At 74.6% G+C, this 14144-nt stretch carries 11 protein-coding genes and 2 pseudogenes; 8 read left to right on the top strand and 5 right to left on the bottom strand.

The window, feature by feature from the left end; all coding sequences use genetic code 11:
• Positions 1 to 506 (bottom strand): annotated as a pseudogene (locus V7S47_RS25625) (hypothetical protein); the annotation flags it as partial.
• Positions 507 to 672: 166 nt separating this feature from the next.
• Here V7S47_RS25625 and V7S47_RS25620 point away from each other — a divergent pair.
• Positions 673 to 2931: a carboxypeptidase regulatory-like domain-containing protein gene (locus V7S47_RS25620; RefSeq protein WP_336564263.1), complete on the top strand. Its 2259-nt coding sequence runs from the start codon at positions 673 to 675 to the stop codon at positions 2929 to 2931.
• 19 nt (positions 2932 to 2950) lie between these two features.
• Here the strand turns inward: V7S47_RS25620 and V7S47_RS25615 are convergent, their stop codons facing one another.
• Positions 2951 to 3313, bottom strand: a complete 363-nt coding sequence (locus tag V7S47_RS25615; RefSeq protein WP_336564262.1) for a DsrE family protein — start codon at positions 3311 to 3313, stop codon at positions 2951 to 2953.
• A 22-nt stretch (positions 3314 to 3335) separates the two neighbouring features.
• Here V7S47_RS25615 and V7S47_RS25610 point away from each other — a divergent pair, with 22 nt between their 5' ends.
• The 3 genes from V7S47_RS25610 to ygfZ are packed head-to-tail and all read left to right on the top strand — an operon-like array spanning position 3336 to position 5211.
• Complete coding sequence (locus tag V7S47_RS25610; protein ID WP_336564261.1) at positions 3336 to 3830, top strand: FABP family protein; 495 nt, start codon at positions 3336 to 3338, stop codon at positions 3828 to 3830.
• Between the two features lie 11 nt (positions 3831 to 3841).
• Positions 3842 to 4255, top strand: a complete 414-nt coding sequence (locus V7S47_RS25605; protein ID WP_336564260.1) for a Fur family transcriptional regulator — start codon at positions 3842 to 3844, stop codon at positions 4253 to 4255.
• Positions 4252 to 5211 (top strand): CAF17-like 4Fe-4S cluster assembly/insertion protein YgfZ, encoded by a 960-nt coding sequence (gene ygfZ, locus V7S47_RS25600; protein WP_336564259.1) that lies wholly within the window; start codon positions 4252 to 4254, stop codon positions 5209 to 5211. Before V7S47_RS25605 ends, ygfZ begins: the two co-directional genes overlap by 4 nt.
• Positions 5212 to 5262: 51 nt before the next feature.
• Here the strand turns inward: ygfZ and mshD are convergent, their stop codons facing one another.
• Together mshD and V7S47_RS25590 are read right to left on the bottom strand one after the other, a co-directional pair.
• Positions 5263 to 6063, bottom strand: coding sequence for a mycothiol synthase (gene mshD, locus V7S47_RS25595; RefSeq protein WP_336564258.1), 801 nt, complete (start codon positions 6061 to 6063; stop codon positions 5263 to 5265).
• 30 nt (positions 6064 to 6093) lie between these two features.
• Entirely contained in the window at positions 6094 to 6840 is a 747-nt protein-coding gene (locus tag V7S47_RS25590) for a response regulator transcription factor (RefSeq protein WP_090859718.1), read from the bottom strand.
• Positions 6841 to 6924: 84 nt separating this feature from the next.
• Between V7S47_RS25590 and V7S47_RS25585 the strand changes: the two genes are divergently transcribed.
• The 3 genes from V7S47_RS25585 to V7S47_RS25575 all read left to right on the top strand — a co-directional run bounded on the left by V7S47_RS25585 (position 6925) and on the right by V7S47_RS25575 (position 13517).
• Positions 6925 to 7227, top strand: coding sequence for a MoaD/ThiS family protein (locus V7S47_RS25585; protein ID WP_336564257.1), 303 nt, complete (start codon positions 6925 to 6927; stop codon positions 7225 to 7227).
• Positions 7228 to 7403: 176 nt separating this feature from the next.
• On the top strand, positions 7404 to 11237 hold the full coding sequence (locus V7S47_RS25580) for an Ig-like domain-containing protein (protein ID WP_336564256.1): 3834 nt from the start codon (positions 7404 to 7406) through the stop codon (positions 11235 to 11237).
• A 129-nt stretch (positions 11238 to 11366) separates the two neighbouring features.
• A complete protein-coding gene (locus V7S47_RS25575) occupies positions 11367 to 13517 on the top strand; it encodes a LuxR C-terminal-related transcriptional regulator (RefSeq protein WP_336564255.1) in 2151 nt (716 codons plus the stop codon).
• 15 nt (positions 13518 to 13532) lie between these two features.
• Here the strand turns inward: V7S47_RS25575 and V7S47_RS25570 are convergent, their stop codons facing one another.
• The gene (locus tag V7S47_RS25570) at positions 13533 to 13925 is read right to left on the bottom strand and encodes a hypothetical protein (RefSeq protein ID WP_336564254.1); all 393 of its coding nucleotides are present in this window, start codon (positions 13923 to 13925) and stop codon (positions 13533 to 13535) included.
• 16 nt (positions 13926 to 13941) lie between these two features.
• Between V7S47_RS25570 and V7S47_RS25565 the strand changes: the two are divergent.
• Positions 13942 to 14144, top strand: a pseudogene (locus tag V7S47_RS25565) (hypothetical protein); the annotation flags it as partial.

Below are 14144 nucleotides of genomic sequence, written 5' to 3'. Positions count from 1 at the left end.
CGGGCCTCGGCCGCCGCGGTCGCGGCGCGCTCCGCCTCCTCGCGCAGCCGGGCGGTCTCGCCGGCGGCCTCGGCCTGCTCGCGAGCGGCCTGCTCGGCCTCCTCGCGGAGCCGGACCGCCTCGGTGGCCGCGTTCTCGGCCGACCCGCGCTCCTCGACCGCACGGGCCGTGGCCTCCTCGGCGGCGGTGCGGACGGCGTACGCCTCCTCGACGGTGGCCCGGTAGTCGGCCAGCGCCCGCTCGGCCGACTCGCGCGCCGCCGTCGCCTCGCGGGCGGCGTCCTCGGCGACCAGCCGCTCGGCGTGCGCCTCGGCCGCCGCGAGCTCGGCGGAGCGCCGCAGCGCCGTGGCCTGCTCGGCGGCCGTGGTGGCCTCGCGCATCAGCGCGGCGAACTCCTCCGGCGACGGCGGCGGAACAGCCGGCGGAGGCGTCGCGGACGTCGGCGACTGCCGGCGCCGCCAGCGTCGTCCGGCTCCGTCGTCACCGGGGTGCTGCTCGCCGCTCATGGGCCGTGAGCCTAGGGCAAACGGGGGCCGGCCCCGCACCCAGGCGGCTGGTCTGGACCGATGCCCGCGGTGACCGCCGGGACCGTCCAATCGCCCGACACGTGCCGCGGGTTGGCCCTACCGTCCCACGAGTCGTGGGGGGTAGGAGCCAAGACTAGGAGTGACAGTGCAGCAACACAGAGCCAAGCGGAGCGCGAGCCGGATCGCCCGGTGGACGCTGGCAGGTGCCCTGGCGGTGGGGACCCTCGGGGCCCTCGGGGGTACGGCGACCGCGGCACCGGCGTACGAGGTGAGCGGGACGGTGACCGGGGAGGGCCGTCCGCTCTGGGGCGAGATCCACGTCTACCGCGAGAACTCCGAGGGAACCGCCTTCGACTACTTCACCCGCGTCACCACCAACGGTCCGGGCCCCTTCTCGGCCAACCTCGGGGACGGGGTCTACAAGTTCGAGGTGCGCGACTGGGACCGCAGCCGCTACCGCAACGAGTGGTACGACGACGCCGACTCGATCGAGACCGCCGACGAGGTCGTCGTGAACGGCGGGAAGGTCTCGCTGGGCACGATCGACCTGGCCCTGCGGCCGACGGTCACGGGTCGGGTGACCGGCCCCGACGGTCGGCCGCTCAGCGACGTGCGGGTGACGTCGTACCGCCCGGAGGGTGCGGGTGATGGCGACTGGAGCAACACCTCCACCGACCGCGAGGGCCGGTTCTACCTGACGCCCAGCACCGGTCCGTGGCTCGTCGAGTTCGAGGACGACCGCAGCGAGTACGCGACCGAGTGGTACTCCGACGCCCCGACCTGGTCGGGCGCGACCGTGGTCACCTACGACGGGTCCGAGGTCGTCGACCTGGGAGAGGTGCGCCTGTCTGCCGGCGCCTCGATCACCGGCCGGGTGACCGACGCCGTGGGCGCGGTGGCCCGGGGCATCGAGACGAGCCTCTACGACGCCGAGGGCAACTACGTCACCGAGGTCCGGACCAACCGTCGCGGCGTCTACCGCCTCGCGCGCCTGGCCCCCGGCTCCTACCGACTGCGGTTCAGCGACCCCGAGGAGGAGTACGAGACGGAGTACTGGAAGGACGCGGACCAGCTCGAGAGCGCCGCGCCGATCGTGGTCGCGCGCGACCAGGCGGTCACCGGCCGCGACGTCGTCCTGGCGCCGTCGACCTCGACCGAGCCGTCCGGCGTGGACGTCACCGGCCTCGTCGTGGACGCGGCCGGTCAGCCGGTGCGCGGGGTGCGGGTCGGCGCGGTCGCCGCCACGGGCACGTCGTCCGAGCTCCAGTTCCTGGACAACACGGTCACCGACCGCCTGGGGCGCTACCGACTCCTCGACCTGGACCCCGAGTCCCTGGCCCTCAACGGCTACGACTCGACGCTGTCGACGTTCCGCCTGGGCTTCACGGACGGCTCCGGTGACGACGAGCTCGACTACCTGGACACCTGGCTCGGCGGAACGCGGAACTCGACGCGCAGCACCACGGTCGGCACCCGCGCCGGAGCGGCGGTCACCGCCCCCACCACCCGGATCCAGCAGTACGGCGGCGTCCGGGGCACGGTCGCCAGCGTCTACGGCGACGTCTACGAGGGCCAGGTCGAGGCGTACGACGTCGACGGCAACCTGGTGTCCGGCGACAGCATCGGGCGCGGTGGCGTCTTCGAGGTCCGCGACCTGCTGCCGGGTGAGGCCTACCGCCTGCGCTTCGAGGGCTGGGACGACGAGCACTCCCTGATCCGCACCTGGTGGCGGACGGGTGCCAACTTCACGACCGCGACGCCGGTGGTCGCACGGGCCGGCGAGTGGACGAGCGGCATCGACGTGGTCCTGACCGACCAGGTCACCGCACTCGCCCGGCCGACGGTCACCGGCTCGCCCGTGGTCGGCGGCACGCTGACGGCGACGTCCGGCAGCTGGAACGTCAGCGCCGGGTCCGAGCTCGGCTACGCCTGGCTGCGCGGCGGGACGGTCGTCGGCACCGGCCGGACCTACCGGCCCACGGTCGCGGATGCGGGCCGCCGGCTCAGCGTGCGGGTGACGAACTGGGCGTCGGACTACTACGCGGGCGGACCGACCCTGATGTCCGTCCCCACGAGGTTCGGTCGATCCGGCACCGCCACCTCGGCGGCCACCGCGGTGGTGCGGAACACCTCGCGGGCGACCGCGACGGCGTCGTACAACAAGCGGAGGAAGGCGGTGACGCTCACCGTGAAGGTGGCCGTCCCCGGCACCGCGAGCCCGGCCGGCACGGTCTCGGTGCGCGAGGGCGGCCGGACGGTCAGGGCCGGCGTGAAGCTGGTCCGGGGCGTCGCCACGGTCACCGTGAAGAAGCCCCGGAAGGGCAAGCGGACCTACGCGGTGTCGTACTCGGGCACCACATCGGTGCTGCCCAGCAAGACGGCGGCGACCGTCCGGGTGAAGTAGGGCGACGGCGTCCGGGCGCTCAGTACACGAGCGCCTGGACGCCCTCGCGCAGCGCCTCCTCGACGAAGACCGCGGCGCCGGCGATCCGGGCGCCCTCGTCGAGGTCGGCCTCGGTGATGCCGCGCCGGGCCGCGCACTGGCTGCACACCGTCACCGTGCCGGCGGCGCGGACCGCCGCGACCAGCGCGCGGGGCGAGGCGGCGTGCTCGAGGGTGAACGGGTCCTCGCGGCCGGCGACCGCCGCCCAGACCGACTCGCCGGAGAGCCAGAGCGAGACCTCGGCGCCGGCGGCGACCGCCAGCGAGGCGACCGTGAAGCCCTGGTTGGCGCGCTCGGGGTCGTCGGCGCCGCAGGTGACCTTGACGAGAAGAGGACGGACCACGCTGCGACTCTAGACTGGCCCCATGCCGTTCGAGATCCCCGAGAACCTGCACCCCGACTGCGGCCCGATCGCCTGGCTGCTCGGCACCTGGCGCGGCAACGGGCACGGCGACTACCCCACGATCGAGGGCTTCCAGTTCGGCCAGGAGCTGATCTTCACCCACGACGGGCGGCCGTTCTTCCACTACTTCTCCCGCTCGTGGATCATCGACGAGCAGGGCGAGAAGGTCCGCGAGGGCGCCCTGGAGACCGGCTTCTGGCGGGCGCTGCCCGGCGGGAAGCTGGAGGTCGTGCTGACGCACAACACCGGGCTGAGCGAGATCTGGTACGGCCAGGCCGAGGGCGGCAAGATCGAGCTGCGCACCGCCGGGATCGGCTCCACCGAGACGGCCAAGGAGGTCGTCTCGGCCCACCGCATGTACGGCAACGTCGAGGGCGACCTGCTCTACGCCAACGACGTCGAGATGGCCGGCCAGGAGCTGCAGCCGCACACCTGGGCCCGGCTGCAGCGGGCCTGAGGGGACCGGCCATGAGCGACGACCTGAGGTCCCGGCTGCGGGGGAGCGGCTACCGGCTCACCCCCCAGCGCGAGCTGATCCTCGGCGCCGTCGAGACGTTGCGGCACGCCACCCCCGACGAGGTGTACGCCGAGGTCCGCACCCACTCGACCGCGGTCAACATCTCCACCGTCTACCGCACCCTCGAGGTCCTCGAGGAGCTCGGCCTGGTGCGGCACGCGCACCTCTCGGACCGCGCCCCGACGTACCACGCGGTGACGGGGCACACCCACTTCCACCTGGTCTGCCGGAATTGCGGGCGCGTGGAGTCGGTTGACCCGGAGCTGGTGCGGCCGTTCGTCGAGGCGCTGCGGTCCCAGAAGGGATTCGTGGCCGACGTGGGCCACCTGACCGTGTTCGGCGACTGCGAGGAGTGCCCGTCATGACCCTGCTCGACCTTCCCGGAGCAGTGGCCGGTGACGGGATCGACGCGCCCGTGGCGGCCCACTACGGCTCCCTGTACGGCGAGCAGCGGCTGCTCGACGCCGGCGAGGGATTCGTCGACCTCTCCCACCGCGACGTGCTGCGCGTGACCGGCCCGGACCGGCTGACCTGGCTGCACTCCCTGACCACCCAGCACCTCGACGCGCTCGGTCCGAAGCAGTGGACCGGAGCGCTGGTGCTCAGTCCGCAGGGGCACGTCGAGCACGCCTTCGTCGGCGTCGACGACGGCGAGTCGTTCACCGCCCACACCGAGCCCGGCACCGGCGCGGCCCTGGTCGCCTGGCTGGACCGGATGCGGTTCATGATGCGCGTCGAGGTCACGCTCGTGGAGGATCTGGCGGTCACCTGGCGGCCGTCGTCGACCACCGGCACCGGCTGGTACGACGCCTACGAGCTGATCCCGCGCGACCAGCTGGCGACGTACGCCGCCGCGGTCGGCCCGGCCGCCGGCACCTGGGCGTTCGAGGCGCTCCGGATCGCCCGGGGCGAGCCGCGCCACGGCCTCGACACCGACGCCCGCACGATTCCCAACGAGGCCGGCTGGATCGGCCCGTCGGTCCACCTCGACAAGGGCTGCTACCGCGGTCAGGAGACGGTCGCCCGGGTGCACACCCTCGGCCGCCCGCCGCGTCGGCTGACCCTGCTCCACCTCGACGGCTCCGAGAACCGGCTGCCCGCGGTCGGCTCCGACCTGGTCCTGGCGGGAGACGCCGGCGGCAAGGCGATCGGCCGGGTCGGCACCTCCGCCCGCCACCACGAGCTCGGCCCGATCGCCCTCGCGCTCGTCAAGCGCAACGTGGCCCTCGACGCGACGCTCGAGGTCGACGGCCTGGTCGCCGCCCAGGAGGTCGTGGTCGACCCCGAGGTCGGCCTGCACGTCCGCCCGCGCCTGCGCTGAGTCGATAGTCCCCGACCTTCCGCAGGCCCGGAGCCTGCCGACGGTCAGGGACTATCGGCGGTACTGGACGTGGGTGTCGGCGGGGGCATGGGTGAAGCCCAGGCCGGAGTAGACGCGGACGGCCGGCGCGTTGTCGGACTCGACGTACAGCAGCACCTCGGTGTGCCCGGTGGCCGCGAGGTGGTGCAGGCCGGCGAGGGTCAGCAGCTTGCCGAGCCCGCCGCCCTGGGCGGCCGGGTCGACGCCGACGACGTACACCTCGCCGAGCGCGGGGGTGTGGTGCTTGGTCCAGTGGAAGCCGACGACGGCGCCGTCGCGCTCGGCGATCAGCAGCCCCGCCGGGTCGAACCAGTCCTCGGCCATCCGCTCGGCCAGATTGGCCTCGTCCATCGCGCCCTGCTCGGGGTGGTGGGCGAAGGCGGCGGCGTTGACCCGGACGACGTCCGCCGCGTCCGCCGGCCGGTAGCCGCGGACCTCGACGTCCGACGAGGGCAGCGGCGGCAGGTCGCCCAGCGGTCGGCGCATCACCCACAGGTCCCGCACCTGCGTGAAGCCGTACGACGACGCGAGCGCCGCGGCCGCCGGGTGGTGGCCGTGCGACCAGGCGAGCAGCTCGCCGTCCCCGGCGTCGGCCAGCGCCCGCTCGAGCAGGCCCCGGCCCAGACCCCGCCCACGGGCGTCCGGCCGCACGACCAGGCTCAGCTCGCGGTCGACGAGCAGCGCGAACCCGTCGGCGTCCTCCTGCGCGCGCACCCGCTCGGGGTGGTGGCGCAGGGTCAGCAGGGTGGCCTCGTCCAGCGGCGCGGCGCCGTCGTACGCCTCGGCCTCGGCGGCGATCTCCTCGATGCTCACGTCCGCGAGCCTAGGCCCACGGATCGAACCTCAGGCGTCGACGGACTCCCCGGCCGGAGTCGTGCTGCGCGCGTCGGCCTCGGCCTTGGCGGTCTCCTTGGTCGGGAGCACGAACCGGTAGCCGACGTTGCGGACGGTGCCGATCAGGGTCTCGTTCTCGGGGCCGAGCTTGGCGCGGAGGCGGCGGACGTGGACGTCGACGGTGCGCGTGCCGCCGAAGTAGTCGTAGCCCCAGACCTCCTGGAGCAGCTGCTGGCGGCTGAAGACGCGACCGGGGTGCTGGGCCAGGAACTTCAGGAGCTCGAACTCCTTGAAGGTCAGGTCAAGGGCACGACCGCCCACCTTGGCGGTGTAGGTCGCGTCGTCGACGACGACCTCGCCGGAGCGGATCACGTGGGCGTCGGGGTCGGCGGCCTCGCGGCGGGCGTTGAGGCGGCCGATGGCCAGCTTGATGCGGGCCTCCAGCTCGGCGGGGCCGCAGGTGTGCAGGACGACGTCGTCCATGCCCCAGTCGTGGCTGACGACGGCCAGGCCGCCCTCGGTGACGACGAGCAGGACGGGTACGTCGGTGCCGGTGGTGCGGATCAGCCGGCACAGGTCGCGGGCGTGGGCCAGGTCCTGACGGCCGTCCACGAGCAGCAGGTCGGAGTCCGGGGCCTCCAGCAGGGCGCTCCCCTCGGCGGGGAGGATCTTGACCTGGTGGCCCAGCAGGGCGAGACCGGGCAGGACCTCGGCCGAGGGCTGCAGGGCACTGGTCAGCAGAAGCAGGGTGCTCATCTGGGTTTCCTCCCGACAATGGGGCGGGAACCGAAACGCAACGCTGGGCCTCGGTCTTGATGCTCTAGGGAAGAATACCGAAACGTGACGGACACATCGGGTGGAGTTGGGTCAAATGAGACCGAACTCATTCGCGTTCGTTACTGGGCCGCCGCCAAGGCGGCAGCCGGCGTGGCGCAGGACGAGCTGCCGGTGAGCGGTCCGGTCCGGCTGGCCGAGGTGGTCCGCCGGGTGGTCGAGCTGCACCCCGGCACGACTCTCGGGGAGGTCGTCCGGGCCTGCTCGGTGCTGGTCGACGACCGGCCGGTGGGCTCCGCCGACCCCGAGACGCTGCTGGTCGAGCCCGGCTCGTCGGTCGAGCTGCTGCCGCCGTTCGCCGGGGGCTGAGCGCTCGTCGGAGATCGTCATGCAACCTGACAACCCGAAACACGGCCGACGCACGATCGACGCGCCGTCGTAAAGAGACCTCCTTAGGTTCACGGCGCCCGTCTCTCTCCTCGCCGTCGGGTCCGCGTCAGAGCAGCCGCGACCGAGCGGCGACCGGACTCCTCAGGAGCCACATCGTGCGCCACGTCGCCCGACGGCGCGTAGGGCTCGGCCTCTCGGCCGCCCTGCTCGCCACCCCGCTCGCCGGCCTGCTGCCGGCCCCCGCCTCAGCGGCCGACCCGACCGGCGGCACCGTCGCCGCCGGCGACGACTGGACCGTGAGCCGCGCCCCTGGCGGCTACCTGGTCACCGTCGACCTCGACCGGCCGCTGCCGATGAAGTCCGACGCCCCCACGATCGTCGTCGACGGCGAGACCGTCGGCCTGGCGACCCAGGCCGCCGACGGCAAGTCCCTCAGCGTCTTCACCACCGACCCGGAGGTCGCCTCGGCCGGCAAGGCCGACGCCGGCTGGGCCAGCCAGTCGGTCGCCGGTGACGGGACGCCGAGCCGGGCCGTCAGCGTGCCCGAGGTGGCGCGCGCGGCGGCCGCCCTCGAGACCGACCCGGCCGCGCCGGGCAGCTACGACTGGACCGAGTCGATCTACAAGTTCGGGGACCAGGCCATCCCGCTGTCGGCGATCGGCGGGGTCCGCGGAGAGCTGGAAGGCAAGATCTACCTGCCCACCACCGGCGGTGCCCGCCCGACCGTGCTGCTGCTGCACGGCCGGCACACGTCCTGCTACACGGCGGTCACGGGGACCCCGACCAACCCCGCGCGGTGGCCCTGCACGACGTCACCCGAGAACAGTGGGCGGCTGTCCATCCCGAGCTACGCCGGGTACGACGGCACCGCGCGGGCCCTGGCCAGCCGCGGCTACGCGGTCGTCTCGATCTCGGCCAACGCCGTGAACTCCAACGACAACGAGCTGGCGCCGGACCGCGGCGCCCAGGCCCGCGGCCAGCTGCTGCTCGACACCCTGACCATGCTCGACAAGGCCACCAAGGGCGAGCCGGTCAGCTACTACGACGCCTTCACCGCGCGCGACGTCACCCTGGCGCAGGCGCTCACCGACGGCGCGGCGTCGTACGCCGTTCGTCGAGCGGGCTGGGTCGGTGAGACCGCGCCGGACCTGGACACCGTCACCGCGGCCAACCTGGTCGGCCGGTTCGATCTCAGCACCATCGGCATGATGGGCCACTCGCGGGGTGGTGAGGGTGTCACCTCCGCGGCCACCCTCAACCAGGCGCTCGCCCAGCCCTGGGCCATCAAGTCGATCCTGCCGCTCGCCCCGGTGGACTTCGGCCGGATGACCGTCCCGAACGTCCCGATGAACGTGCTCCTGCCCTACTGCGACGGCGACGTCTCCAACCAGCAGGGCCAGCACATGCTCGACGACTCGCGCTATGCGTTCGGCGACGACGTGCTGCGTTCCGGCACCTGGGTGATGGGCGCCAACCACAACTTCTACAACACCGTGTGGACCCCGGGTCTCTACCGCTACTCCGTCAGCGACGACTGGAGCGGCACCGACCCGACGTCGGCCCGGGCGACCGAGGCGACCTGTGGCACCGCGCCCTCGACCGCCGCGACGTCGATCCGGATGTCGGCGCAGGAGCAGTACGACCAGGGCACGTCGTACATGACGGCCTGGTTCCGGCTCACCCTGGGCGCCGAGCAGCAGTTCCTGCCGATGTTCGACGGGACGGGTGCGGTCCCCGCCGCCCTGAACGGTGAGGACGTGCGCACCACCGCGACCGCGCCGTCGTCGGCCCGCTCGACGATCGCCACCTTCGAGGACGCGTCCTCGCTGGTCCGTCCGTTCGGTACGGCGACCGTCGGCCCGTGCGCCAGCCTGAGTGGCCGCACGTCCCCGCAGTCGCTGCCGGCCTGCGCCACCACGCTGGCCTCGGCCCAGGTGCCGCACTGGACGCCCGCGACGTACGGCGCCAACGTTCCCGCCACGCCGGTCGGCCGGATGACCTGGACCTCCGCCACCGGTGAGGTTCGCGTCGCGGTCCCCGCCGGCAAGCGCAACGCGACCGCCTACGAGCGGCTGTCGGTCAAGGTGGCCGCCGACGAGTCGGTGGCCACCGGGACCGACCTGACCATGACGGTCGTCGACGGTCGGGGGGCGAGCTGGAGCTCCCTGGTCTCGGCGCTCAACCCGCTGGCCCTGGTGCGGATGCCGACCTCTGCGGGCTCCGCTGCCACGACCACGCTGAAGAAGGTCGTGCTGCAGCAGGTCAACGTCCCGCTCGCGACCCTCACGGGCGCGGGGCTGGACGCCGGGGACCTTCGGGAGGTGCGCTTCACGGCCGCCACCGGTGCCGACGCGGTGGCCACGGGCGGGGTCTACCTGTCCGACCTCGCTCTCGAGCGCTCCTCGGTGGGCACGGCCGCGCCGAAGACCGAGCGGGTCGTCAACGTGTACGCCCCCAGCGCCGAGGAGGGCAACGCACCGGGAACCGTCGACCTGGCCGTCTACCTCGACGCCCCGGCCGCCGTCCCGGTGACCGGCTACGTGTCGCTGCTCGGGTCCACCTCGGCCCGGGCCGGGGCCACCATGGAGAAGGTGACCTTCGCGCCCGGCGAGACCTGCAAGGTCGTGACCGCCTCGGTGCAGGGTGACACCGCGCCGAGCGAGACCAACGGCAGCGTGCTCGGTGCGAGCGTCATCAACGTCTCGCACGCGGTCCAGGGCAAGAACGCGTTCGCCTTCATGACGGTGCGCGAGGACGACGGGCAGCTGCCGGTCACCAACCCGCAGAACCCGCAGAGTCCTCGCCCGCCGCTGGCGCCGCTCCCGGCGTACGGCGCCCCTGCTGCGGTCTGCGAGGAGCTGGCGGGCGTGCTCGCCGGCGGCGCGGTCGCCGTCCCCGAGAACACCACCCCAGGCACGTCCGCCGACGTGTCGGCCACGGGGTTCCGCTCCGGCGAGGCCGTGACCTTCACGGCGACCGGGGTCGCCCCGGTGACCGCGGTCGCGAACGCGTCCGGCACGGTCGTCGCCGCGTTGGCCGTCCCGGCGGATGCCGCTCGGGGGGCGCTCCGGGTGACCGCCACCGCGGCCGCCACCGCTCGGGTGTCGACGGGTGCGCTCGGGGTCCGTGACAGCAGCACGACCGTGCTGAAGGCATCTCCCGAGGCCCCGGCGCTGCGGCAGCCCGTCACCCTGACGGCCACCGTCGCGGGCGGCGTCACCACCGGAGCCGTCACCTTCCTGGACGGCGAGGTCGTGCTCGGCACGGCTGACGTCGTGGACGGCGTCGCGACGCTGGAGGTGCCGGGCTTCGGCGCGGGGACGCACGCGCTCACCGCGACCTTCGCTCAGACCGCCGTGACGGCGGGCTCGGCCTCCGTGCCGGTCTCGTTCACCCTGGCGAAGTCGGCGCCGACGGTCGCGCTCGGGCTCAGTGCCCGGTCGAGCACCTTCGGGGCGTCCGCGGTCACCGCGAGCGTCTCCGTCGGCGACGCGGTCGGCGGCGGCGACGTCCGGCTCACGTTCGGCGGCCGGACGGTCACCGTCCCGGTCGACGGGTCCGGGCGGGCGTCGTACCGCCTGCCGGCGACGCTGGCCGCCGGGTCCTACGCCGTCACGGCGCAGTACCTCGGCTCCGCCGACGCCGAGGCGTCCGCGGTCGCGTCGGCGCCGTACACGGTCGCCCGGAAGGCGACCCGGACGGCCGTCAAGGTCGCCTCGTCCGTGAAGGCGGGCCGGAAGCTGTCCGTCGTCGCGTCGGTCAGCGGTGCCGTCGCCGGTACGCCGGTCACCGGCAAGCTAACCGTCAAGGTCCGGGGTGGCGCCAGCCTGACCCGCACGGTGACGCTGCCGGCCTCCGGCAAGGTCAGCCTGAAGGTCCCGACCAAGGCGCGGGCGCAGGGCAGGAAGCTGACGGTGACGGTGTCCTTCACCGCGACCGGCAGCTATGCGTCCAGCTCGGCGCCGGCGCGGACGGTCCGCCTGAAGTAGCCCGCGGGAAGGCGTGACGACGACGGGCGGGAGGCCTCGGGGCCTCCCGCCCGTCGTCGCGTCCGGACCGGTGGACCAGACCGGTCGAGGCGCCGCGTAAGCCCAGCGCCCGAAGCCCGTCTGTGCTGCGTGAGCGAGCTGCCCCCCGACCAGCTGACCGATCTGCCGCGGCTCCCGCCGTCGGCCCGTGCGCGACCCCGGCTCCTGCAGCGGCTGGACCAGTGGCTCCCGCTGACCGTCCTGCACGCGCCCGGGGGAGCCGGCAAGACCACCCTGGCGGCGCAGTGGACGGCGGCCGCGCGCGGGCGCGGCGAGAGCGTCGCGTGGTACGACGCCGCCTCCGGCGGAGCGGACGCCTCCGCTCTCGCGTCCCTGACGTCCGCGCTGGTCGCCAGCGGTCGCCGGACCGCGCTGGTGGTGGACCGGGCCGACGCCCTGGGACCCGGCGGGCTCCGGACCCTGGTCGAGCGGGTCCGCGGGTCGTCGTCCCTGCACCTGGTGGTGGCGCTGCGGGCCGGTCACGCCTCGGTGCTCCGGCTGCGCACCGAGGTCGAGAGCCAGGTGCTGACCGGGGCCGACCTCGCCCTGGACGCGGACGAGCTGCTGCAGCTGGTCGACGTGCCGGCACCGCAGGACCTGCTGGCCTGGACCGACGGCCACGTCGGCACCGTCGTCAGCGGGCTGCCGCTGCCCGGGGCCGGCGGCGGCTGGTCGCGGGAGCGGGCGCGCGCCGCCCTCGGCGTACGCCTGGACGAGGTGGGGAGCGGGCTCGGGCTCGAGGTGCTCGCCACGGTGGCGGACACCGCGGTCCCGTCGGCGATCCTGGCCCCGCTGCTGGCGCGGCTCGCCGGCGACCCGCTCGCGGACCTCGAGCAGGTCGGGTCGGTCGAGGTGGCCGACGACGGGCTGCTGGTCCGGACCGCGCCCGCGCTCCGGGAGGTGCTGCGCCGCCGGGTGGGCCTGGACGCCTGGGGCGCGGACCTGGTCGGGACGGTGCTCCGGCTGCGGTGGTGGGAGCTGCTGCGCGACGACCCCGCCCTGCTCGCGGACCTGCTGACCACGCTGGCGGACGACCCGGTCGAGGCCGGTCCGCTGGCCACCCAGCTGCGCGTCGAGGGCCTCGTCGGCCCGGCGGTCGAGCCGGCGCCCGGGACGACCCGGCCGGACCTCGCGGCCTGCACGGTCCGGGTCCTCGCCTGCCGCCGCCGCGGGGACCTCCCGGGCGCGCGCGACGCCGTACGCCGGGGGGAGGCGCTGCTCACGGCGGGCCGGCCCGAGGCGGCCGTCGTACGACGCTTCGCGCTGGAGGCCGGCCTGGCCTGCTTTGAGGCCGGCGACGTGGCGTCCGCGCGCCGGTGGTGGCTGCGCGCCCACGCCGCGCTGGCCGGGGAGACGGAGGCGGCGGCGCTGCTGGCGCTGGCCGCCGCGCTGGAGGCCGACCACCAGGCGCTGGCCACCTGGAGCGGCTGGGCCGGTCCCGACGAATCGGACGCCCACCGGCTGGCTCGCGCCATCGGGGCCCTGGACCGGCTCGAGCTCGCCGAGGCGGGTCGGGAGCTGGCGGCCGTGTCGCGCACCGGGCTGGCGGGCGACCTCTGGTACCTGGTGGCCGCCGTCGGGGCCGAGCTGGCCCTGATGACCCCGGCGCGTTCCGAGGCCCTGCACGTGCTCCGGCAGCAGCGGGCCGAGCACGCGCTGCGGGCGCCGGTCGGCTCGATGGCCCGCTGCGCCCTCGACACCGCCGAGCTCGACCTGCTGCTCGCCACCGGTCGGGCGACCGAGGCCGCGACCGTCCTGGAGTGGATGACCGACAGTGCGGCGACCCGGCTGGTGCGCGGGCGGCTGGCGCTGATGGCCGGCGACCTCGAGGTCGCCGGCGCGGAGCTCGCCGCGGTCGCCCACCCGCCCACGAGCCCGCGCCGGTTGCGGATGGAGGCGCTGCTGCTCACCGCCGAGACCCACCGCCGGGCCGACCGCACCGCCGCCGCCCGGACGGCGGGCGACGAGCTGACCCTGCGGGCGCCGTGGCCCCGGCTGCTGGAGCTGGTGCCGGGCGGCCCGGTCCACCCGGCGTCGGTCGAGGTGGTGCAGCTGACCAGCCGGGAGCGCGAGATCCTCGAGATGCTGCGGGGACCGCTGCCCCGCGACAGCATCGCGGCCGCGCTGTTCGTCTCCACGAACACGGTCAAGACCCAGCTGCAGGCGCTCTACCGCAAGCTCGGCGCCACGACCCGCGAGGAGGCGGTGTCCCGCGCCTACGCGCTCGGCCTGCTGGACTGACGCCGCCGGTGGGCGTCACCCTTCGAGGTAGGTCCAGGTGTCGTTCTCGGGCTGGGGGTCGCCGTTGCCCGGGGCGGCGATCCGGGCGCGCAGGTCCAGCCGGGTGCTGACCACGAGGTCGACCGCGAGCACGCCGGTGCCGGGCTCGAGCGGGCAGGTCAGGACCGTCCGGTCGTCCACGGTCGGCCCGGGGGTGCAGGTGGCGGTCGGGAAGCCGACGTCGGTGTGCATGGTGTGGCTCTGGTAGCCACGCACGTCGAGGGTCACCACCGCCGGGATCGGTGCGGTCACCACCATCTCGACGTGGTGGTGCGGCCCGAAGTACTCGAAGAGTCCGGCGGTCAGCGACAGGTCCTCGGTCGAGGCGTACGTCGGCGAGGGGGACGGCTTCGCGGTCGGGGTCGGCACCGGGACGGCCGGGCGCGTGGGACTGCGCGTGGGTTTCGGGCTCGGCGACCCGGTCGGGGTGGGGCTCGGGGTCGGGGTCGGGCTCGCGGGGGTGGTGGCCGGGGCGGGCGGCTCGGGGTCGACGACGGGGACGACGACGGCGGCCGGCGACGGGCGCTCCGGGCGCGTCCGCGGCGGCGTGGCGGCGGGCGCCGGGTCGGCCGGCGGCGGGACCGCCGT

It is taken from the genome of Nocardioides sp. CCNWLW216 (assembly GCF_037120545.1).
GTDB lineage: Bacteria > Actinomycetota > Actinomycetes > Propionibacteriales > Nocardioidaceae > Nocardioides > Nocardioides lianchengensis.
The sequence above is the reverse complement of the archived record's forward strand: the minus strand, read 5'-3'. Positions and strand labels throughout refer to the sequence as shown.

Coding starts and splice junctions, on each gene's coding strand:
- ygfZ (WP_336564259.1), top strand. CDS start 4,252: ATGACCCTGCTCGACCTTCCCGGAGCAGTGGCCGGTGACGGGATCGAC.
- V7S47_RS25610 (WP_336564261.1), top strand. CDS start 3,336: ATGCCGTTCGAGATCCCCGAGAACCTGCACCCCGACTGCGGCCCGATC.
- V7S47_RS25590 (WP_090859718.1), bottom strand. CDS start 6,840: ATGAGCACCCTGCTTCTGCTGACCAGTGCCCTGCAGCCCTCGGCCGAG.
- V7S47_RS25605 (WP_336564260.1), top strand. CDS start 3,842: ATGAGCGACGACCTGAGGTCCCGGCTGCGGGGGAGCGGCTACCGGCTC.